Source organism: Halomonas sp. BM-2019, assembly GCF_017584085.1.
Genome location: NZ_CP071922.1, coordinates 927,996 through 948,948, shown reverse-complemented (window position 1 = coordinate 948,948; position 20,953 = coordinate 927,996). Strand labels below are relative to the sequence as shown.

Genomic DNA, 20,953 nt, shown 5'->3' with positions numbered 1-20,953 from the left:
TCAGGGGCTCAGTGAGTGTACTCGCTGAAGATCTCCGGGGTGCGATCGTCGCGGTGCCAGCCCAGCACCTGGTAGTCGTCGTAGCGGCCGGTCTCCATGCCCGGCGAGCCGTGGGGCATGCCCGGCACGGCGAGGCCCGCCACGTCCGGGCGCTCCGCCAGCAGGCGGTGGATGTCCGCCGCGGGCACGTGGCCCTCGATCACATAGCCGTCGACCATGGCGGTGTGGCAGGAGGCGAGCTCCGGGGTGAGGCCCTGCTCGAGCTTGATGTCGCGCATCTCACGGGTCTTGTGGCGCTCCACCGTGAAGCCCTCGGCCTCCAGGTGGTCGGCCCAGGCGCCACAGCAGCCGCAGTTGGGGTCCTGGTACATCTCGACCACCGGGCCGGCTTGGGGACTGGTCCCGGGCGTGACGGCGAGGTAGAGGGCCAGGGCGCCGCCGGCCAGCAGCGAGAGCGCGGTCACCTTTCTTGTCTTGCGGTTCATGGGTAGGCTTTTCATGCTGGGTGGCTCCTGAAGCGTTGACGCCGGATAATGGAATCGTGACAAGCCGCCAGGGGCTTGCCAATACCTGCCAAGGGAAAGTGAGCGGAAATGTCGCACTATTGTGATCTGGCACCGGGCCATCCGTGGCATGGCCCCTACCATGAGCAGGAGTACGGCTTCCCCGTCGGGGACGACAGGGGGCTGTTCGAACGCCTGGTGCTGGAGATCAACCAGGCCGGCCTGTCATGGCTGACGGTGCTCAAGAAGCGCGAGGCGTTTCGTCGTGCCTTCGACCACTTCGACATTGCCAAGGTTGCCGCCTACGGTGACGCTGACCGCCAACGCCTGCTCGGCGATGCCGGCATCATCCGCAACCGCCGGAAGGTCGAAGCGGCGATCCACAACGCCGGGGTGATCCAGGTCCTGCGCGATGAGCACGGCAGCCTCGCCGCCTGGCTCGACCACCACCACCCGCTGCCCCCGGCGGAGTGGGTCCGGCTCTTCAGGCGCACCTTCCGCTTCACCGGGCCGGAGATCACCGGTGAATTCCTGATGAGCACCGGCTATCTTCCCGGCGCCCACCGCGACGACTGCCCGGTGCAGGCGCGTATCCTCGCCGCCGGGCCGCGCTGGGCGGAGAGATGATCCACTGAGCGAGGAATCCCTACCGATGGATCCGCTAACTCATGCTGTACTGGGCGGCGCGGTGGGTGGCGTGGTGCTGGGCCGCCGGCTGGGCCGCAAGGCGGTGCTGTTCGGCGCGCTGCTGGGCATGTCACCCGACCTCGACGTGCTCCTCGACTACGGCGATGCCGTGTTCAACGTCACCGAACACCGCGGCTTCACCCATTCGCTGTTCGTGCTCACCGGGCTCGGCACCCTGCTCGCCCTGCTCACCTCCCGCCTGCAGGCGGCCAGGACGATTCCGCTGGGATACTGGTGGCTCTTCTACGTGCTCTGCCTGACCACCCACCCGCTGCTCGACGCCCTGACCACCTACGGCACCCAGCTATGGTGGCCGCTGGACCTGCGCCCCACGGCCTATCCCATCGTCTTTATCATCGACCCGCTCTACACCCTGCCGCTGCTGGTGGGCACCGGGGTGGCGCTGGTCACCGGCAGCGGCCGGAGCGCCCCCGCCTGGGGGCTCGCGCTCTCCACCGCCTACCTGGTGTTCGCCTTCGGCGCCAAGCAGCTGGTTGAGCATCGCCTCGAGCCGATACTCGCCGAGCGAGGCCTCGCAGAGGCCCCGCGGCTGGTCCAGCCCACCCCTTTCAACACCCTGCTGTGGCGGGTGACGGTGGTGGAGGGCGACGAACAGCACGAGCTGCTGCTGGGCCTCCTGGACGGCGACACCCCGCCGCTGGTGGAGACCTACCGCCGCGGCGCCGAGCTGGAGGCGGCGGCGCTGGCCAGCGAACGCGGCCGGCGGCTGAAGTGGTTCGTCGGCCCCTTCCTGCGCTACGAGACCCGCGAACTCGACGGCCGCGAGACCCTGGTGGCCACCGACCTGCGCCTGGGCTTCCCCGGCTTTCACCCCTTCGCCTTCACCCTGGCCACCCGTGACGGCGAGGCCTGGGTAGCGGTGTCCGAGAGCGTGCAGCTGGCCAGCCCCTATGAGGCCAACGGCGAACGCCGTGCGGCCCTGTCGCGGCTGTGGCCCCGCCTGCTGAGCGCGGAGCCGCCACTCTGCACCAGCGACTTCGTGGCCGGGCAGTGGCTGGTCGAGCGCTCGGAGGCCTGCTGAGGGAGCCAGACGACGACGGGGGCGGCCATCAGGCCACCCCCGTCGGTTGGCGCTTGGCGCCGGTCGCGGGCGCTTAGAGGCGCGCCACCAGACCCTCGATGGCCTGACGTGCCTCCTTGAGGGCGGCGTCACGCTGGCCCATGTTGAGGCCTTCGGCGAACACGGTGTCCACCTCGCTGATGCCGATCATGCCCAGCATCAGCTTGAGGTGCGGGGTCTGGGTATCCATCTCGGTGCCGGCATACTGGCCGCCGCGGGCCGCCAGGATCACTGCGCGCTTGCCTTCCAGCAGGCCCTGGGGACCCTTCTCGGTGTAGCGGAAGGTCACCCCGGCGCGCATCACGCGGTCGAACCAGGCCTTGAGCTGGCTGGGAACGCCGAAGTTGTACATGGGCACCGCCAGCACTACCAGGTCGTGGGCCTGGAGCTCCTCGATCAGGGCGTCGGAGCGGGCGGCCAACTCGCGCTGCTCGGCGCTGCGCTCCTCGTCGGCCACCTGCCAGCTGCCGAGCTCGGCCAGGCCGAGGTGGGGCAACTCCTCGGCGACCAGGTCACGATGGGTCACCGCGATGCCGTCGCGGCGCTCGGCCTGGGCGATGAAGTGCTCGGCCAGGGCCTTGGACTGGCCGTTCTCGCCGAGAATGGAAGCGGTCAGCACGAGGGTACGGGTGGTCATGGCGATCTCCTTGAAGCGATATCAGGACAATGACCGCCATGATAGATGCATTTTTTGCCATAAAAAGCGCAAAAAACCGCACCCCTTATTCGATAAAAACGAAAATCCCGATCAGGGGGCGATGCCCTGGCCGCAGCCCCTATACTGCTCCCCGTTCACGGTCAGGGTGACCCGCGCCGGGAAGGGCTCGCCGCTCATGTCGTCCAGGCAGGCGCCGGCCTCGATGCGCAGCTCGAAGGGGGTGTCGCCCCGGCCGCTGGCCAGGATCACCCGCCCCGCGCCGTTGTCCAGGGTAGTGACCCGATAGGGCAGGGTCTGCTCCCGGGTGCCGTAATCGAGGCTCAGGGTCACCTCGGGCCGGTCGTGGGCGAGGCTCGCCATCCAGCCCGGCTCGTTGCCGCGGCCCAGGAACATCACCCCGGGGCGCTGCTCGCGGGTCAGGGCCTGGCGCTGCACGTAGGCCTGACACTCGAGCCGCCCACGGGGCGTCTCCACGATGGCCTCGGCGCCCCTGTTCCAGAAGCTGACCTCGCCCTGCTCGTAGCGGGCGCCGCTGGCCACCACGGCGGGCTGCAGACGCCAGGCACCGTGGGCCGACCAGAGCCGCAGCTCGGCCTCTTGGCCCGGCAGGGCGGCGGTGACCAGTGCCTGGTCGGGCGTGCAGCGCCAGGCGGTGAAGCTGTCGGCGCCGCCGGGGAAGAGCACCGAGGGCAGCAGCGGCGCCTGGGCGCCCGGGGTAATCGGCGCCGAGGGGGTGGCGGTGGCGCAGCCCCCCAGCAGCAGGGTGAGGCCCAGGGCGGCGGGGGGGAGCAGGCGGGACATGGCATCTCCTTACGGGTCGAGGTTCCGTGACCCGCCGAGCATAGCAGCCGCCGGTATCGGCGGCCGCTCTCGTTGGCTTAACGCTGGGGCGATGCCCGACTCACGGCCTCTGCCACCCGCCGATTTAGCCGAGACGCCGGCGCAGCTGGTGCGCCGCCTCCACCAGCTTGGCGGCCTTCTCCATCAGCGCCACCATCCAGGCCACCTCGGGGATGTTGGGGGAATGGATATCGTAGACGCCGGGGCCGATCTCGTTCGGGTAGGCGAAGTCCTGGAAGGCGTCGAGCAGCTCCATGTCCGAGCGCGAGGTCTCGATGGTGATCACATCGGCGTCCAGGGCGGCAATCGACTCGATGATGTCGTTGAACTCCGAGTAGCACATATGGGTGTGGATCTGGGTCTCGTCACGCACCCCGGCGGCGCTGAGCCGGAAGCAAGCCACGGCCCAGTCGAGATAGGCCTGCCACTCGCCCCGGCGCAGCGGCAGCCCCTCGCGCAGCGCCGGCTCGTCGATCTGGATGGCGCGGATGCCCGCCGCCTCCAGGTCGCGCACCTCGTCGCGCAGCGCCAGGGCGATCTGCCGGCAGGTGGCCTCCCGGGGCTGGTCGTCGCGCACGAAGGCCCACTGCAGCAGGGTCACGGGACCGGTGAGCATGCCCTTCATGGGCTTATCGGTGAGCGACTGGGCGTACCGGCTCCAGCGCACCGTCATGGGGCCGGGACGGCTGACGTCGCCGACGATCACCGGCGGCTTCACGCAGCGCGAGCCGTAGCTCTGCACCCAGCCGAAGCGGGTGAAGGCGTAGCCGTCGAGCTGCTCGCCGAAGTACTCCACCATGTCGTTGCGCTCGGGCTCGCCGTGCACCGGCATGTCGAGGCCGAGCGCCTCCTGGCGCGCCACGGCGTGGGCGATCTCCTCCTCCATGCGCGCCTCATAGGCCTCCGCGGCGAGTTCGCCGGCCTTGAAGGCGCGTCGGGCGGCGCGGATCTCGTCGGTCTGGGGGAAGGAGCCGATGGTGGTGGTGGGGAAGAGCGGCAGGGCCAGGGCGCGGCGCTGGGCCTCGGCGCGCACCGCATAGGGGCTCCGGCGCTCGTGGTCGTCCGGCTCGATCGCGGCCAGGCGGTCGGCCACCTCGCGGCGGTGGAGGCGCGGCGAGTCGCGCCGCGCCTGCAGGGCCAGGGTGGCGGCCTCCAGGCGCTCGCGGTCGACCTCGGTGGCGCGGCCGTCGAGCAGGCGCGCCAGGGTCACCGTCTCGTCGAGCTTCTGGCGCGCGAAGGCGAGCCAGCTTCTGAGTTCCGGGTCGAGCTCGGTCTCCCGGGCCAGGTCCACCGGCACATGCAGCAGCGAGCAGGAGGGGGCGATCCATAGCCGCTTGCCCAGCCGCATGCGCGCCGCGGCGAGGCGCTCCCGGACGAGGGCGAGGTCGGTGCGCCAGACGTTGCGGCCGTCGATGGCGCCCACCGAGAGCACCTTGTAGGCGGGCAGGCGGTCGAGCACCGCCTCGAGCTGCTCGGGGGCCCGCACCGCATCGATATGCAGCCCCGCCACCGGCAGGTTGACGGCGAGGCCCAGGTTGTCGCCCAGCCCACCGAAGTAGGTGGCCAGCAGCAGCTTCAAAGGGGCCCGGCCCAGCACGCTGTAGGCGGCCTCATAGGCCTGCTGCCAGTCGCCGGGCAGGTCCTGAACCAGCGCCGGCTCGTCGAGCTGCACCCACTCCACGCCCTGCTCGGCCAGGCGTGCCAGCAGCTCGCCGTAGACCGGCAGCAGGGCCTCGAGCAGGCTCAGCCGGTCGAGCCCGGCGTCGCGGGCCTTGCCCAGCCACAGCCAGCTGAGCGGCCCGAGCAGGGTCACCTTCACCGGGTGGCCCAGCGCCTGGGCCTCGGCCACCTGCGCGAAGAGGCGCGAGGAGGCCAGCCGGAAGGCCTGGCCCGCGTGCAGCTCCGGCACCAGGTAGTGGTAGTTGGTATCGAAGTACTTGGTCATCTCGCAGGCGGCGGCGGGCTCGCCGCTGGGCGCCCGGCCGCGGGCCATGCGGAAGGCGGTATCCAGGTCCACCTCGCCGGCGGCCACCTCGGCCTCGGCGGCGAAGCGGGCGGGCACCGCCCCCAGGGTCACCGAGAGATCCAGCACCTGGTCGTAGAAGGCGAAGTCGCCCACCGTGACCAGGTCGAGCCCCGCCGCGCGCTGGTCGTCCCAGTGGCGGGCGCGCAGCTCGCGCCCTACCCCCTCGAGGCCCTCGCGGTCGAGCTCGCCCGCCCAGTAGGCCTCCACGGCCTTCTTCAGTTCGCGATCCGCGCCGATGCGCGGGTAGCCGGATACATGAGCCAGAGTCATAGTGTTCAGCCTGTTGCATGAGTGATGCCACGGAGTCTGGCTGGCCACCGGGCGTGAATCAAACTAAACTTCCTAATATTTAAAATGAAAGTGGCTCACTCACCATGCTCGAACTGCGACACCTGCGCACCCTGGTCGCCCTGCGCGACGCCGGCTCCCTCGTCGAGGCGGCCGAGCGCGTCCACCTCACCCAGTCCGCCCTCTCCCACCAGATCAAGGACCTGGAGGAGCGGTTAAGCAATCCGCTGTTCGTGCGCAAGACCCGGCCGGTGGAGTTCACCCGCGCCGGCCAGCGGCTGCTGGCCCTGGCCGAGCAGGTGCTGCCGCTGGTGCGCATGGCCGAGCGGGACCTGGCGCGCCTGGCCGGCGACGAGCAGGGGCGGCTGCACATGGCCATCGAGTGCCACAGCTGCTTCCAGTGGCTGATGCCCACCATCGATCACTTCCGCGACCACTGGCCCGAGGTGGAGATCGACATCCCCGGCGGCCACCACTTCGACCCGCTGCCGGCCCTGGCCCGGGAGCAGCTCGACCTGGTGATCACCGCCGACCCCCAGCCGCTGCCCGGGGTCCACTACGAGCCGCTGTTCCGCTACGAGGGGCTGCTGGCGGTGGCCCGCCAGCACCGGCTGGCCGGCAAGGCGTTCGTGACGCCCCAGGAGCTGGCCGCGGAGACCCTGATCACCTACCCGGTGGAGCATTCGCGGCTGGATGTCTTCACCCAGTTCCTGGATCCCGCCGGGGAGCGTCCACGGGAGGTGCGCACCGCGGAGCTGACCATCATGATGATGCAGCTGGTGGCCAGCGGCCGCGGGGTCTGCGCCCTGCCCAACTGGGCCCTGACCGAGTACCTGGAGCGTGACTACGTGAAGGCGGTGGCGCTGGGCGAGCAGGGAGTGTGGAGCACGCTGTTCGCGGCGGTTCGCGAGGAGACCCGCCAGGCGCCCTGGATGGAGGACTTCCTGCGCACCGCCAGGGAGACCTCCTTTGCGGTGCTGGAGGGGATCAAGCCGGCCTAGGCGGCTCCAGTGAATCGGGGCGCTGGGGCAGCAGCAGGGTGAAGCGGGCGCCGCCGAGGCCGGGGCTGTCGTCCACCCCCGCGCTGCCGCCGTGCCAGGCCATCACCTTCTGCACGATGGAGAGCCCCAGGCCATAGCCGCCGGAGCTGCGGGTGCGGCTGTCGTCGAGGCGGGCGAAGGGCTTGAAGATCGCCAGGCGTTCGCTTGCCGGCACGCCGGGGCCGTCATCCTCCACGTCGAAGCGCACCAGGCGAGGCTCGCCCTGCACGCGGATCACCACCCGGGTGCGTGCGTGGCGGCAGGCGTTGGCCACCAGGTTCTGCAGGGCGCGCTGCAGGTAGCGCGGCTCGGCCAGGGCCTCCACCTCCGGCCCCTCGGCGAGCTCGATGGCAAGATGCCCGTGCAGGGGCGCCAGCGCGGCGATCACCCGATCGGCCATGGCCCGGCACTCCACCAGGCTGGCCTGCATCTCGCGGCCGTTGACCGCGTCGCTGCCCAGCCGGGCGTAGGTGAGGATCTCGTCGATCAGGCCATCCAGCTCCTCGATGTCGACGTCGATGCCCTGCAACTGGCGGCGGATCGCCGGGTCGTCGGTCATGTCCTCGACCATCTGCACCGCGAAGCGGATACGCGCCACCGGGGTGCGCAGCTCGTGGGAGACCGCGCGGATCATGTCCTGCTGGGCGCGCAGCAGCGACTGCACCTGGGCCGCCATGCCGTTGAAGGCCATGCCCAGTCGGCCCAGGAAGTCGCCGCTCTCCACCTTGACCCGAGTGTCGAGCCTGCCGGCGGCGATGCGGGTGGCGGCCAGCTCCAGGCGCGCCATCCGCGCCTCGATGCCGCGCACGATCAGGTAGATGGTCGCCCCCAGCACCCCCAGCAGGATCACCACCACCAGCAGCTGCAGCGAGCCCGGCACCGGCTCGAAGGCCTCCACCGGGCCGATGGCCAGCCAGCTCGCCTCGTCGCCGCCGCCGGGTAGGGCCAGGTACATGGCCATGGACCAGCGCCCGGGGAAGATCCGGATCACCACCTCGCCATCGGCCAGCCGCCCGAGCTGATAGGCGTCCAGGCCCCGCGGGGGGTCGTCGCCGAGGGTCACCGGGATGCTGCCCCCGGCTACCCGGGTCAGCCGTGCCAGGCGCTCACCCGGGGGTGCCTCGGCCAGCCATTCGCCGAGCAGCTCGGTCAGCCCACGCAGCTGCTGCTCGCTGAGGCTGGCCAGATCCACCTGCAGCAGACGTTCCTCACCGGGCAGCAGCTTCTGCAGGCGCCAGCCGCGCTCGCCGCGGTCCTGCACCAGCACCCGCTCCCGCTCGAGGCGCAGGCGGGAAAAGTAGCCGAGGGAGACGGAGTCCACGCTGAGCACCGAGGGGGTCATGTCGAGGCGGCGGGCCTGGGCTTCCAGCCAGGGCGCGTGGGCCTCGGCCGGCAGCTCCGCCAGGCGCTGGGCGAGCAGGCGCATGGGCACCTCGGCGAGCTGCTCGCGGTGATGCTCGCGGCGTACCTGATCGACCATCGCCACGCCCAGCAGGGCCAGGCCGAAGGTCAGCAGCAGCGCCAGCGCCAGCAGCACATAGACGCGCAGGAAGGTGCTGTCGGCCAGGACCCGCCGCATGATTCAGCCTTCCTTGACGAACAGATAGCCCTTGCTGCGTACCGTCTTGATACGATGCGGCTGGTTGGGGTCGTCGCCGATCTTTGGCCGGATCCGCGAGACGCGCACATCGATGGAGCGGTCCTGGCCGTCGTACTTGATGCCCCTCAGCTGAGAGAAGATCTCCTCGCGGGTCAGCACCCGGCCGGCATTGCTGGCCAGCAGCCAGAGCAGGTCGAACTCGGCGCTGGTCAGGTCGATGCGGCTACCCTCGAGCCAGGCCTCGCGGGTGGCGCTGTCGATCTCCAGGTTACCGAACACCAGGCGGGGATCCTCGGAGGCCTCGGCGCTCTCGGCGCGGCGCAGCAGCGCGCGCATGCGCGCCAGCAGCACCCGGGGCTGCACCGGCTTGGGCACGTAGTCGTCAGCGCCCATCTCCAGGCCCAGCACCTGGTCCATGTCATCGGTGCGTGCGGTGAGCATCAGGATCGGGCCGGGGTAGTCACCGCGCACGCGGCGGCAGATCGACAGGCCATCCTCGCCGGGCAGCATCAGGTCCAGGATCACCAGGTCCGGCTGCAGCGCCTGGATGCGCTCGACGCCGCGCGCCCCATCGGCCTCCAGGGTGACGTGGAAGCCGTTGGCCTCCAGATAGTCGCGGGTCAGGTCGGCCAGGCGCTCGTCATCCTCGATGATCAGCACGTGATCCTGTTCCCGGGGTTCCAAGCTCTCGTCCATCCTCAAGTTCCATCCTGGCTGGCAGGTGATCGGGAAGGCGGCGCACGGAGGCTGATACCGCCATTGGCTAAAGGATACCCGAAATCCAGGCAGGCGCCTGCCTGTTGCCAGTAAACGACAATTCTTTCTGTGTTGGGCCCTCCCCGGCAGAACGCCGGGAAGCCCCAGGATGACCACAGGGGCTCCACAGGTTATCCACTTGATGGAGGCACAAAAGCACACTATCTTGTGCCTCACCTCGCAGGAAACACCATATCCTGTGTCGCTAGCAATCGAGCCTCAGGCTGTCAACCGCCGCGCTCTTGCCCTCTTCGACCACCAGACAGGGATTCCCGGCGTCATGGATACCATCGCTTCCCCGGATACGTCATCCGTTACCGTCACTGCCCCGCAGGCCCTACGCGTCATCAAGCGCACCGGCGACGTGGTGCCCTTCGACGCCGACAAGATCGCCGTGGCGATGCGCAAGGCGTTCATCGCCGTGGAGGGCGACAACGCCGACGCCTCCTCCCGGGTGCGCGACTTCGTGCGACAGTCCGCCGAGGCCATCGAGCAGGCCTTCCTGCGCCGCATGCCCGACGGCGGCACCCTGCACATCGAGGACATCCAGGATCAGGTGGAGCTGGCCCTGATGCGCGCCGGCGAGCAGAAGGTCGCCCGCGCCTACGTGCTCTACCGCGAGGCCCACGCCCGGGCCCGCGCCGCGGCCGGTGGCAACATCGAGAAACCCCACCCCAGCCTGCACGTCACCCTGCCCGACGGCAGCCGCCAGCCGCTGGACCTGGGCCGCATCGAGACCCTGGTGCATGACGCCTGCGCGGGCCTCCACAGCGTCGAGCCCGGCCGCATCGTCGAGGACTCCCTGAAGAACCTCTACGACGGCGTCAGCGTCGACGGCGTCTCCCAGGCGCTGATGATGACCGCCCGCACCCTGGTGGAGAAGGAACCCAACTACACCTACGTCACCGCCCGCCTGCTGCAGGACAACCTGCGCCGCGAGGCGCTGGCCTTCCTCGGGATCGCCGACGAGGCCACCTACGGCGAGATGGCCGAGCTCTACAAGCCGGCCTTTCAGGCCTACGTGGCCAAGGGCATCGAGTTCGAGCAGCTCGACCCGCGCCTGGCCGACTTCGACCTCGAGCGCCTGGGTGAGGCCCTCGATCATACCCGCGACAACGCCTTCACCTACCTGGGCCTGCAGACCCTCTACGACCGCTACTTCATCCACCGGGACGACGTGCGCTACGAACTGCCCCAGGTGATGTTCATGCGCGTGGCCATGGGCCTGGCCCTCAACGAGGATGACCGCGAGGCGCGGGCCATCGAGTTCTACGAGCTGCTCTCCAGCTTCGACTACATGGCCTCCACCCCGACCCTGTTCAACTCGGGCACCGTGCGCAGCCAGCTCTCCTCGTGTTATCTCACCACCGTGCCCGACGACCTGGACGGCATCTACAGCGCGATCCGCGACAACGCCCTGCTCTCCAAGTGGGCCGGGGGACTGGGCAACGACTGGACCCCGGTGCGCGCCCTGGGCTCCTACATCAAGGGGACCAACGGCAAGAGCCAGGGGGTGGTGCCCTTCCTCAAGGTGGTCAACGATACGGCGGTTGCCGTGAATCAAGGGGGAAAGCGGAAGGGCGCGGTGTGCGCCTACCTGGAGACCTGGCACCTGGATATCGAGGAGTTCCTCGAGCTGCGCAAGAACACCGGCGACGACCGCCGTCGCACCCACGACATGAACACCGCCAACTGGGTGCCGGACCTGTTCATGAAGCGGGTCTTCGACGACCAGGATTGGACGCTCTTCTCGCCCGCCACCTGCCCGGATCTCCACGACCTCTACGGCGCCGCCTTCGAGACCCGCTACGCCGAGTACGAGGCGATGACCCGCACCGGCGAGCTCAAGCTGTTCAAGCGGGTGCGGGCCAAGGACCTGTGGCGCAAGATGCTCTCCATGCTGTTCGAGACCGGCCACCCCTGGATCACCTTCAAGGACCCGTGCAACCTGAGAAGCCCCCAGCAGCATGCGGGCGTGGTGCACTCCTCCAACCTGTGCACCGAGATCACCCTCAACACCAGCGTCGACGAGATCGCGGTGTGCAACCTGGGCTCGGTCAATCTGGCCCAGCACGTGGTGGACGGCGTCCTCGACGACGCCAAGCTGCGCAGGACCGTGCGTACCGCCGTACGCATGCTCGATAACGTCATCGACATCAACTACTACGCGGTGCCCCAGGCACGCAACTCCAACCTCAGGCACCGCCCGGTGGGGCTCGGCATCATGGGCTTCCAGGACGCCCTCTACGCCCAGGACATCGCCTACGCCTCCGAGGACGCCGTGGCCTTCGCCGACCGCTCCATGGAGCTGGTCAGCTACCACGCCATCGAGGCCTCCGCAGACCTGGCCGCCGAGCGCGGCCGCTACGAGAGCTTCGAGGGCTCCCTGTGGAGCCAGGGCGTGCTGCCCATCGACTCCATCGAGAAACTGCGCCTGGAGCGTGGCGAGAAGTACATCGAGATCGACACCAGCGCCACCCAGGATTGGGACCGCCTGCGCCACAAGATCGCCGAGCAGGGCATGCGCAACTCCAACGTGATGGCCATCGCCCCCACCGCGACCATCTCCAACATCTGCGGCGTGACCCAGTCCATCGAGCCGACCTACCAGAACCTCTACGTGAAGTCGAATCTCTCCGGGGAGTTCACCGTGGTCAACGCCTGCCTGGTCCACGACCTCAAGGCTCGTGGCCTGTGGGACGAGGTGATGATCAACGACCTCAAGTACTACGACGGCTCGGCCCAGCCCATCGAGCGCATCCCGGCGGATCTCAAGGCCAAGTACGCCACCGCATTCGAGGTAGAGCCGAAGTGGCTGGTGGAGGCCGCCGCGCGTCGCCAGAAGTGGATCGACCAGGCCCAGTCGCTGAACCTCTACATCCAGGGGGTCTCCGGCAAGAAGCTCGACGTGACCTACCGCATGGCCTGGTTCCGCGGTCTCAAGACCACCTACTACCTGCGTGCCCTGGGCGCCACCGCGGTGGAGAAGTCCACCGTGGAGCGCGGCAACCTCAACGCGGTGAGCAATGCCGCCCCGGGCCAGCCGCCGGCCACCGGCCCGGCGCCGAAGGCCTCGGAGCCTTCAGCGGGTGGGAGAGAGCCTTCAGCGGGTGGGAGAGAGCCTTCAGCGGGTGAGAGAGAGCCCCGCGGCGTGGAGGACTTCCTGACCGGCAAGGCGGGCGCCGGCTCGCGGGCGCCCAGCGCCGCCGATATCGACGACCTGGGCTGCGAAGCCTGCCAGTAAGCCTTCACCGGAGGCGGCAGACCGCCTCCGGCCTTTCGACATCCGCGTAGGAGCTCGATTTATCGAGCGATACAGCTGATCGATCGCCGCCCGGCGAACCGGGCTCCTACGGCCATCGGAACCATCTACCGGGAGAAACAGATGCTGAACTGGGACGAGTTCCACGAAGACGAGACCACGGTCGCCGAACAGCCGCCAGCCGCCCCGGCGCCCGCCGCCAAGCCGCAGCCGGCCGCCGAGCCCGCGCGCAGGGAAGCCGTGAAAGCAGAGAGTGTAGGAGAAGGTGCCGCTCGCTACGCCGTGGCCGACCAGGAGCGCCTGACCCGGGCCCGGGCGTCCCTGGAGGCGCTCGACGTGGCCGCGGGCCTCGAGGAGCTGGAGATGGGCGCGGCGCGCATCCAGGTCGACGACAAGCAGATGATCAACGCCCGCGCCGACCTCAACCAGCTGGTGCCCTTCAAGTACGAGTGGGCCTGGCAGAAGTACCTGGACGGCAGCGCCAACCACTGGATGCCCCAGGAAGTGAACATGAACGCCGACATCGCCCTGTGGAAGAGCCAGGACGGCCTCACCCCGGACGAGCGGCGCATCGTCGAGCGCAGCCTCGGCTACTTCTCCACCGCCGACTCCCTGGTGGCCAACAACCTGGTGCTGGCGCTCTATCGGCTGATCACCAACCCCGAGTGCCGCCAGTACCTGCTGCGCCAGGCCTTCGAGGAGGCGATCCACACCCACGCCTACCAGTACTGCGTGGAGTCGCTGGGCATGGACGAAGGCGAGGTCTTCAACATGTACCGCGAGGTGCCCTCGGTGGCCGCCAAGTCCGCCTGGAGCCTCAAGCACACCCAGTCCCTGGCGCGCCCGGACTTCCAGACCGGCACCCCGGAGACCGATCAGGAGCTGTTGCGCAACCTGGTGGCCTTCTACTGCGTCACCGAGGGCATCTTCTTCTACTGCGGCTTCAGCCAGATCCTCTCCATGGGGCGGCGCAACAAGATGACCGGGGTGGCCGAGCAGTTCCAGTACATCCTGCGCGACGAGTCCATGCACCTGAACTTCGGCGTGGACATGATCAACCAGATCAAGATCGAGAACCCGCACCTCTGGACCCCCGAGTTCCAGGACGAGGTGACCCAGATGATCCTCGAGGGCACCGAGCTGGAGATCGCCTACGCCCGGGACACCATGCCCCGCGGCGTGCTGGGCATGAACGCGGCGATCATGGAGGAGTACCTGCACTTCATCTGCAACCGCCGCCTGGCCCAGATCGGCCTGAAGGAGCAGTTCCCCGGTGCCCGGAACCCCTTCCCGTGGATGAGCGAGATCATCGACCTGCGCAAGGAGAAGAACTTCTTCGAGACCCGGGTCACCGAGTACCAGGTGGGCGGCGCGCTGAGCTGGGATTGACGGCAACGGCCGACCCTGCCTGGCTGACCCGGGCCGGCGCCTTCGGGCGCCGGCCCTTTTCGTGATCGGAATTGCCTCCGCCCCGGTGGCGCTCTACGGTAGACATGAGGGTGTCGACGGCGTGACAGGAGATGAAGCCATGCGGGAAGCGACAGGCAGAAGCGTAATCCGGCGAGTCTATGTGCCGACCCATGTCCGCCGGCTGCCCAACGGCGAACGGGTCAAGATTCCCGGCCACTACAAGGCACCCGTGCGATGAGCCTGCGGTCTCTCCCGGTGGCCTCGCTCTCCCTGCTGCTGGCGGGCTGTCAGGCGATCTCGCCATCCGGCGACGCCCAGGCGCCGTCCCAGTGGGACAGGTTCGGACTGGAAGCACAGCCGCGGCTGGCCGCCCATCGCGCGGCCCTTCCCGGGGGGCTCGGCTTCGATCCCGGCACCACCGGATGGCAGGAGGCGGGCCAGGCGCTGCCCGAGGGTCTGACCCGCGATGGCCAGCGCCACGCCTCTCCCGCCGCCCTGCTCCAGGCGCTGGTCACCGAACTCGATCTAGCGGCAACGCTTGGCCAGGAGGTCTGGGAGCAGACCCAGCGTCTCCACCTGGCAGATGACACCGCCGTGGGAGTCGTACTGCAGTGGGGGTTCAAGGACGATGCGGTGCTCGGACAGGACTATCGCCTGACCATGAGTGAGGACGCCGATGGCTGGTATACCGAACGCCTGGAGATCCGCTACCACTGCGGTCGCGGCGTCAGCGACGATGGCCTCTGTCTTTGAGGTGACCATGCACCAACCCATCGTCGGCTACCACCGGGACGAAGAGGGCCACTGGGTGGCCGAGCTGGCCTGCGGCCATTGCCAGCACCTGCGCCACCGGCCGCCCTGGGTCGAGCGGCCCTGGGTGCTCAGCGCCGCGGGGCGGCGCTCCCGGCTCGGCCTGCCGCTCGGCTGTGTGGAGTGCGACCGGGGCGAGCCCCGCGATCTCCCGTGACGCCGGCATCGTCCGCGGCGGCACGGCTATACTGAGAGTCTGCCCAAGCCGACTGGCGAGAGCCGTCATGCCACGACCCGCCCAACGCTGCTGGCCCTTCCTCGCCCTGGTTATCGGCCTCGCCGCCGCGGGAACCTGGGCTCAGGAGCCCCCCCTCGCCGATGCGCCGACGCCCCCGCCCGTCGAGCGGGTCATCTTCGCCTGGGAGCAAAGCGTGGAGAGCCTGAGGGTCCGGGATCTCGAGGGCCGTGAACTCGACGCCGAGGTCGAGCCCCTTCCCCAGGAGCCGGGGCGCGTCAGCCTCAGCGTGCCGACCCGGGGGCCTTTCGTGGTCAAGGGCGACGCGGTGGAGACCCGCCGCCTCACCTCGGAAGAGCGCCAGGTGCTGCCGGGCGGGCTCTTCCTTCCTTCCACCGACGAGCCCGCCGAGGTCATCGTACCGCCGGGCCTCGGCATCACGCCGCTGCCGCCGAGGGTCGCCACCTGGCTGCGCCTCACCGCCGTGGCGAGCCCGATACCCGCCACCTGGGATCCTTTGACGGGCACCTACCACACCGAGCTCAGCTTCGGCGTTCACGCCTCGACCGAGGAGCGCTTCGCCCCGGGTCAGGGGTTCGAGGAGCCCATCGAGATCAGGGTGGGGCTGCGGGGCCTCACCACCCGTGAGGCGCTCTCTCCCCTGCTGATCGAGGCCCCCGGGCTGGCCAACGAGCAGTCCCTGGTGCTCGACTTCCTGCCCTCGACCTCGAGCCCCACCCTCGAGGTCAGGTCCACCCTCTCGGACGTCAACCTGGAGCTCGAGGCGCTGCCCCGGCTGGAGGTGCGGCCGGAATCGACCAGCATGGTGGGGCTCGGCCTGGCCCGAGTGGCCGTCAGCGTCGAGCAGGTGGCGCCCCACGGTGAACCACTGCGGGTCACGCACCCCACTCGCATCGCCCTGACCGTGGACGGGCCCGCAACGCCCGACCCCGGCGAGCTGCAACTCGAACCGGATGAGTCCGCGGTCGCGTTCGACCTGCGCTCCTCCGGCCTGGCACCGCTGACTGTCACCGCCGTCGCCGGCGGCCTGAGGGGCGAGGCGACCATCCAGCAACGCGTACCCTGGGGGCCGATCCTCGCCGCCCTGTTCGGTGGCGCCCTGGGCGGGTTCTGCCGTCGCTTCGTCAAGGGGGCCGACAAGGCGTCGACGCCGCTGCGCCTGCTCGAGGGGGTCATCGTGGCCCTGGTGGCCTACGTCGCCGGGGTGCTCGGCGTCGGCTACCTGGCCTTGCCGGTGGTGGTGGTCGCCACCGAGGCCGGCGCCTTCCTGACCGGCGCCCTGAGCGGCTTTATCGGCGTGAACGTACTGGAACGCCTCCAGGGCAAGGCGTCGGCGCAGTCCGGCTAGGTTTCCGGCATGGCCGACACGAGCAGGCCGCCCGAGGGCGGCCCACTGGGTGACTGGTCTGGGCGGTAGCCCCGCTATCCCTTGGGCCCCAGCAGCAGCCAGACGATAAGGCCCACCAGGGGGAAGAACAGCAGGATCAGGATCCACAGCAGCTTGGCCACCGGTCCCGCCGAGCTCTTGGCCACCTTGACGATGGCCCAGATCACGATGATCAGCCAGATCAGGCCCAGCAGGCCGCCCACTTCGATTCCCATTCGATCTCTCCTTAGTCCATCCGGCGAAATGCCCTCTACATGGGTAGCACAGCCCGCCATCGACGGACAAAGGCCGTCGGGTATCGGAATGTGACGGCACCCCTCCCCCGCTCAATCGGGCGGCAGGTGGCCGGCCTTGACGTAGAGCAGCGCGCCCTCCTCCCCCGTGAAGGGCGCATGGCGACTCTGGTGGGGGCTGCGCAGCCAGCTGCCGGCCGGATAGGTCCCGTGCTCGTCGTGGAAGACACCCTCCAGCACCAGGATCTCCACCCCGCCCCGGTGGACATGGGGGGGAAAGCGGGTGTCAGGCGCCCAGCGCACCAGGGCCACGTGCTCGCCCTCGACGGCGTGCAGCGGCATGACCGCCTCACCCTCCGCCGCCCCCGGCCGCCACTGGTCCAAGCGGGTATCGATCACCTTCCGCTCGGTATCCTCGGGCGAGAACTGGTGCAGCTTAACGAACAGGGTCGCGCCCTGCTCGCCCACCCGCGGCGCATGGGTGGTGCCGATGGGGTTGCGCAGGTAGCTGCCCACCGGGTAGCGGCCGTGCTCGTCGGCGAACTCCCCCGCCAGCACCAGGATCTCCTCGCCGCCGCCGTGGACATGGGAGGGAAAGGCGCTGATGGGCGCATAGCGGACCAGCGAGGTGGCACGGGCCACCTCCTCGCCGATGCGATCCAGCATCATCCGCTCCACGCCGGGTGTGGGCGAAGCCACCCAGCGATAGGCGTCGGGGGTCACCACCGCCCGTCGGGAAAAGTCGGCATTGAGTCGCATGGTGCCTCCTCTCGATGTTGGCCCACCCCTTGCATGTGAATGGTAGGCCCTCTCTCGGTAGAATGGGGGCTCCCCTCACCATCCGCAAGGAGTCGCCCTTGGCCATCGAGCTGCTCGTCAACGCCCTGATCTTCCTCGCCGCCGCCGTGCTGATCGTGCCGATCTTCAAGCGCCTGGGGCTCGGCGAGGTGCTCGGCTACCTGGCCGCGGGCGTGGTCATCGGCCCCTCGCTGCTGGCCCTGGTACCCGACGCCGAGGGGGTGCTGCAGTTCTCCCAGGTGGGCATCGTCTTTTTGCTGTTCGTGATCGGCCTGGAGCTCAAGCCGGCGCGCCTGAGGGTGATGCGCAAGGCGGTGTTCGGCTTCGGCAGCCTGCAGGTGGCGGTGACCACCGCCCTGCTCGCCCTGGCCGCCTGGTGGCTGGGCCTGCCGCCGAGCGCCGCCCTGGTGGTGGGGTTCAGCCTCGGGCTCTGCTCCACGCCCCTGGTGCTGCACCTGCTTGGCGAGCGCAAGGAGCTCGCCACCCGCCACGGCCGCCACGCCTTCGCCCTGCTGCTGTTCCAGGACCTGGCGGCGATCCCGGTACTGGCGGCGATCCCCATCCTCACCGCCGAGGCGCTGCTGGCCGACGGCGCCGCGCCCCTGGTGCGCGAGGTGCTGCTGGCCGCCGGCGCCTTCGCGGCGCTGATCGTCGGCGGACGCTACCTGCTGCGCCCGGTGTTCCACTATGCCGCCGCCACCCGCAGCCGCGAGGTGTTCGCCGCCACCACCCTGCTGGTGGTGATCGGCGCCGCCATGCTGATGGACCTGGCCGGCCTCTCCATGGCGCTGGGTGCCTTCATCGCCGGGGTGCTGCTGGCCGACTCCGAGTACCGCCACAGCATCGAGGCCGATATCGAGCCCTTTCGCGGCCTGCTACTGGGACTCTTCTTCATGGCGGTGGGGATGATGGCCGAGATCGGCCTGCTCGCCGCCATGCCGCTCACCGTGCTCGGCCTGACGCTCGGCCTGGTGCTGTTCAAGGGCCTCGCCATGGTGATCGCGGCCCGGCTCTACAGCGGCTCCTGGAAGGAGGCCAGCCGCCTCGCCGTGCTGCTCTCCCAGGGCGGGGAGTTCGGCTTCGTGCTGCTCGCCGCGGCGGCCGGCGCCGCCTTGCTCGACCAGGCGCTGGTGAATCTGCTGATCCTGGTGATCTCGCTCTCCATGGCCACCACGCCGCTGCTCTACCTGCTGCTCTCCGCGGCCCTGAGGCGCTGGGCTGGCCCGCCCAGCGGCCCGCGGCGCTACGATCGGCCGGACGACGGCTCGCCGCAGATCCTGATCGCCGGCTTCGGCCGCTTCGGCCAGATCATGGGCCGCGCCCTCCAGGGACTGAAGATTCCCTACACCATCCTCGATATCAACGCCGACCAGGTGGAGTTCGTGCGCCGCTACGGCAACAAGGTGTACTACGGCGACGCCGCACGCCCCGACCTGCTGGAGGCCGCCGGCGCCGATCGCGCCCGGATGCTGGTGGTGACGGTGGGCGACCCCGGGGCCTCCATGCGCATCGTCGAGCAGGTCAAGCATCGCTTCCCCCATCTCAAGATCTACGCCCGAGCCCGCAACCGCCATCACGCTCACCTGCTGATGCGCGCCGGGGTCGCCTATCAGGTGCGCGAGCTGCTGCCGGCGAGCCTGGAGCTGACCCGCGATGCCCTGGTGGGCCTGGGCATCCCCCGCCAGCGTGCCCAGCACACCATCGACACCTTCCGCGAGCATGACGAGAGGGCCCTGCGGCGCCAGTTGGAGGTGTTCGGCAACGAGCAGCAGCTGATCCAGACCATCCAGGAGGCGGCCAGGGAGCTGGAGAGCCTCTATGAGGCCGACGAGGCGATCATCACCCGGCTGGAGGAAATTCCCCGGGCGGCCCGCGAGCCCTAGGAGGTTCCTACGAGCCACCAGCCGGGCAGCCGGCCGCGCACCTCGCTCCGGGCGAAACGGTCGTCCATCAACACCACCAGGCCGCGGTCCTCGGGGCCGCGGATCACCCGACCGGCGGCCTGGACCACCTTGATCAGCCCGGGCACCCGGTAGGCGTAGTCGTCGCCGCAACCGAAGCGCGCCTGGAGCCGCGCCTTGAGCGCCTCCCGGAAGGCATCGCTGGGAGGCAGCCCCAGGGTGGCGACGAAGGCGCCGATCAGCCGCTCGCCGGGCAGGTCGATGCCCTCGCCGAAGGCACCACCCAGCACGGCGAAGCCGATGCCCCGGCCCCCCGGCACGAAGCGCGACAGGAAGGCCTCGCGCTCGGTCTCGGTCATGCCGCGGCGCTGGGCCCAGACGGGAATCTCCGGATGCACCGCGATGAAGCGTGCCAGCACCGCCTCGAGATAGGCGAAGCTGCTGAAGAAGGCCAGGTAGTGGCCCGGCCGGCGCCGATACTGCCCGGCCAGTTCGGCGACGATGGGGGCCAGCGAGGCCGGTCGGTCGCGCAGCCGGGTGGAGATGTCGGTGCGCAGGCGCACCTCCAGCTGCTCGGCGGCGAAGGGCGAGGCCACCTCCTGCCAGACGCTGGTGGCGGGCAGCCCCAGCAGGTCGCGGTGATAGCGGGCGGGACTCAGGGTCGCCGAGAAGAGCACCGTGGCATGGGCCGCGGCGAAGCGTGGGGCCAGGAAGTCCGCCGGTACCAGGTTGCGCAGTCCCAGCACCGCCCGGCCTCGCCCGTGGCGCGCCAGGTCGCACAGGGAGTGATCGCCGAAGCGCTCGGCCAGGCGGGTGAAGGCCAGGGCCTCGAAGAGCCACTCCTGCAGCGCCGGGTCGGCAGCGTCGGGATGCGCGGCCAGGTAGTCGGTGACGGCGGCGGTCGCCCCCTGCAGGCTCCCCGGCACCCCCTCGGGCAGTCCCGCCAGCACCCGATAGGCCGGGCGCCCCGGCTCGCCGGTCTCCTCGAGCCCGGCCTCCCTCACCCAGCGCGACCACTGCCGGGCCAGGCGCCCCAGGGGGCGTTTCAGGGCCTCGGGGGCCGCACGCCGCAGCCGGTTGAGACGCCGCTGGTCCAGCTCGGCGCTGTACATGCCGCGGGCCCGACTCACCAGGTTGTGGGCCTCGTCCACCAGCAGGCCGACCCGCCAGCCGTTGGCCTGGGCCAGGCCGTGCAGCAGGGCGTGGTCGTCGAACCAGTGGTTGACGTCGCCGACGACGACGTCGCACCAGCGCGCCAGCTCCTGGCCCAGGTAGTAGGGGCAGACCCGGTGCTCCCGGGCCAGCTCGCCCAGCGCCTGGCGATCGAGCCAGCCCCGGGCCACCGCCGCCCGGCGCGCCTCGGGCAGGCGATCGTAGAAGCCGCGGGCCAGGGGACAGGCCTCGCCGTGACAGGCCCGCCCGGGGTACTCGCAGGCCTTCTCCCGGGCGATCAGCTCCAGTACCCGCAGCGCCGGCC

Annotated in this window: 17 protein-coding genes and 1 pseudogene (1 of these 18 running past the window's edge); 9 read left to right on the top strand and 9 right to left on the bottom strand. The window is 69.8% G+C overall.

Annotated elements, in window-relative coordinates; translation table 11 throughout:
* Nucleotides 1-8: 8 nt before the first annotated feature.
* A complete protein-coding gene (locus J5F18_RS04810) occupies nucleotides 9-500 on the bottom strand; it encodes a DUF411 domain-containing protein (protein WP_346301186.1) in 492 nt (163 codons plus the stop codon).
* Between the two features lie 93 nt (nucleotides 501-593).
* Between J5F18_RS04810 and J5F18_RS04805 the strand changes: the two genes are divergently transcribed.
* Both J5F18_RS04805 and J5F18_RS04800 read left to right on the top strand, forming a co-directional pair.
* Nucleotides 594-1,130, top strand: coding sequence for a DNA-3-methyladenine glycosylase I (locus tag J5F18_RS04805; protein ID WP_346301185.1), 537 nt, complete (start codon nucleotides 594-596; stop codon nucleotides 1,128-1,130).
* Between the two features lie 25 nt (nucleotides 1,131-1,155).
* Complete coding sequence (locus J5F18_RS04800) at nucleotides 1,156-2,232, top strand: metal-dependent hydrolase (protein WP_346301184.1); 1,077 nt, start codon at nucleotides 1,156-1,158, stop codon at nucleotides 2,230-2,232.
* A gap of 73 nt (nucleotides 2,233-2,305) precedes the next feature.
* Here the strand turns inward: J5F18_RS04800 and J5F18_RS04795 are convergent, their stop codons facing one another.
* The 3 genes from J5F18_RS04795 to metE form a co-directional block, all read right to left on the bottom strand.
* Nucleotides 2,306-2,908 (bottom strand): NAD(P)H-dependent oxidoreductase, encoded by a 603-nt coding sequence (locus J5F18_RS04795; RefSeq protein WP_346301183.1) that lies wholly within the window; start codon nucleotides 2,906-2,908, stop codon nucleotides 2,306-2,308.
* A gap of 111 nt (nucleotides 2,909-3,019) precedes the next feature.
* Nucleotides 3,020-3,730, bottom strand: a complete 711-nt coding sequence (locus J5F18_RS04790; protein WP_346301182.1) for an MliC family protein — start codon at nucleotides 3,728-3,730, stop codon at nucleotides 3,020-3,022.
* A gap of 124 nt (nucleotides 3,731-3,854) precedes the next feature.
* Complete coding sequence (gene metE / locus J5F18_RS04785; RefSeq protein ID WP_346301181.1) at nucleotides 3,855-6,065, bottom strand: 5-methyltetrahydropteroyltriglutamate--homocysteine S-methyltransferase; 2,211 nt, start codon at nucleotides 6,063-6,065, stop codon at nucleotides 3,855-3,857.
* A gap of 104 nt (nucleotides 6,066-6,169) precedes the next feature.
* Between metE and J5F18_RS04780 the strand changes: the two genes are divergently transcribed.
* Nucleotides 6,170-7,084 carry a LysR family transcriptional regulator gene (locus J5F18_RS04780; protein WP_346301180.1) on the top strand — a complete coding sequence of 305 codons (915 nt, stop codon included), beginning with the start codon at nucleotides 6,170-6,172 and terminating at the stop codon, nucleotides 7,082-7,084.
* Here J5F18_RS04780 and J5F18_RS04775 read toward each other — a convergent pair.
* The gene (locus J5F18_RS04775) at nucleotides 7,071-8,702 is read right to left on the bottom strand and encodes an ATP-binding protein (RefSeq protein ID WP_346301179.1); all 1,632 of its coding nucleotides are present in this window, start codon (nucleotides 8,700-8,702) and stop codon (nucleotides 7,071-7,073) included. The genes J5F18_RS04780 and J5F18_RS04775 overlap by 14 nt on opposite strands.
* Before the next feature lie 3 nt (nucleotides 8,703-8,705).
* Entirely contained in the window at nucleotides 8,706-9,419 is a 714-nt protein-coding gene (locus J5F18_RS04770) for a response regulator (protein ID WP_346301178.1), read from the bottom strand.
* Nucleotides 9,420-9,759: 340 nt separating this feature from the next.
* Here J5F18_RS04770 and J5F18_RS04765 point away from each other — a divergent pair, with 340 nt between their 5' ends.
* From J5F18_RS04765 to J5F18_RS04745, 5 genes are all read left to right on the top strand, one after another.
* Nucleotides 9,760-12,723: a ribonucleoside-diphosphate reductase subunit alpha gene (locus J5F18_RS04765; protein ID WP_346301177.1), complete on the top strand. Its 2,964-nt coding sequence runs from the start codon at nucleotides 9,760-9,762 to the stop codon at nucleotides 12,721-12,723.
* A 141-nt stretch (nucleotides 12,724-12,864) separates the two neighbouring features.
* Nucleotides 12,865-14,130, top strand: a complete 1,266-nt coding sequence (locus J5F18_RS04760; RefSeq protein ID WP_346301176.1) for a ribonucleotide-diphosphate reductase subunit beta — start codon at nucleotides 12,865-12,867, stop codon at nucleotides 14,128-14,130.
* 255 nt (nucleotides 14,131-14,385) lie between these two features.
* Entirely contained in the window at nucleotides 14,386-14,904 is a 519-nt protein-coding gene (locus tag J5F18_RS04755) for a hypothetical protein (RefSeq protein ID WP_346301175.1), read from the top strand.
* Nucleotides 14,905-14,911: 7 nt separating this feature from the next.
* A complete protein-coding gene (locus tag J5F18_RS04750; RefSeq protein WP_346301174.1) occupies nucleotides 14,912-15,118 on the top strand; it encodes a DUF3565 domain-containing protein in 207 nt (68 codons plus the stop codon).
* Between the two features lie 67 nt (nucleotides 15,119-15,185).
* Nucleotides 15,186-16,505: a TIGR04086 family membrane protein gene (locus J5F18_RS04745; protein ID WP_346301173.1), complete on the top strand. Its 1,320-nt coding sequence runs from the start codon at nucleotides 15,186-15,188 to the stop codon at nucleotides 16,503-16,505.
* Between the two features lie 74 nt (nucleotides 16,506-16,579).
* On the opposite strand, the gene J5F18_RS04740 is transcribed toward J5F18_RS04745, so the two are convergent.
* Together J5F18_RS04740 and J5F18_RS04735 are read right to left on the bottom strand one after the other, a co-directional pair.
* Complete coding sequence (locus J5F18_RS04740) at nucleotides 16,580-16,759, bottom strand: PLDc N-terminal domain-containing protein (RefSeq protein WP_346301172.1); 180 nt, start codon at nucleotides 16,757-16,759, stop codon at nucleotides 16,580-16,582.
* A gap of 111 nt (nucleotides 16,760-16,870) precedes the next feature.
* A complete protein-coding gene (locus J5F18_RS04735) occupies nucleotides 16,871-17,536 on the bottom strand; it encodes a cupin domain-containing protein (RefSeq protein ID WP_346301171.1) in 666 nt (221 codons plus the stop codon).
* A 98-nt stretch (nucleotides 17,537-17,634) separates the two neighbouring features.
* Here J5F18_RS04735 and J5F18_RS04730 point away from each other — a divergent pair, with 98 nt between their 5' ends.
* Nucleotides 17,635-19,458 carry a monovalent cation:proton antiporter-2 (CPA2) family protein gene (locus tag J5F18_RS04730; protein WP_346301170.1) on the top strand — a complete coding sequence of 608 codons (1,824 nt, stop codon included), beginning with the start codon at nucleotides 17,635-17,637 and terminating at the stop codon, nucleotides 19,456-19,458.
* Here J5F18_RS04730 and J5F18_RS04725 read toward each other — a convergent pair.
* Nucleotides 19,455-20,953 (bottom strand): annotated as a pseudogene (locus J5F18_RS04725) (ATP-dependent DNA helicase); it runs 789 nt beyond the window's last position. The gene J5F18_RS04730 and the pseudogene J5F18_RS04725 sit on opposite strands and share 4 nt — an antisense overlap.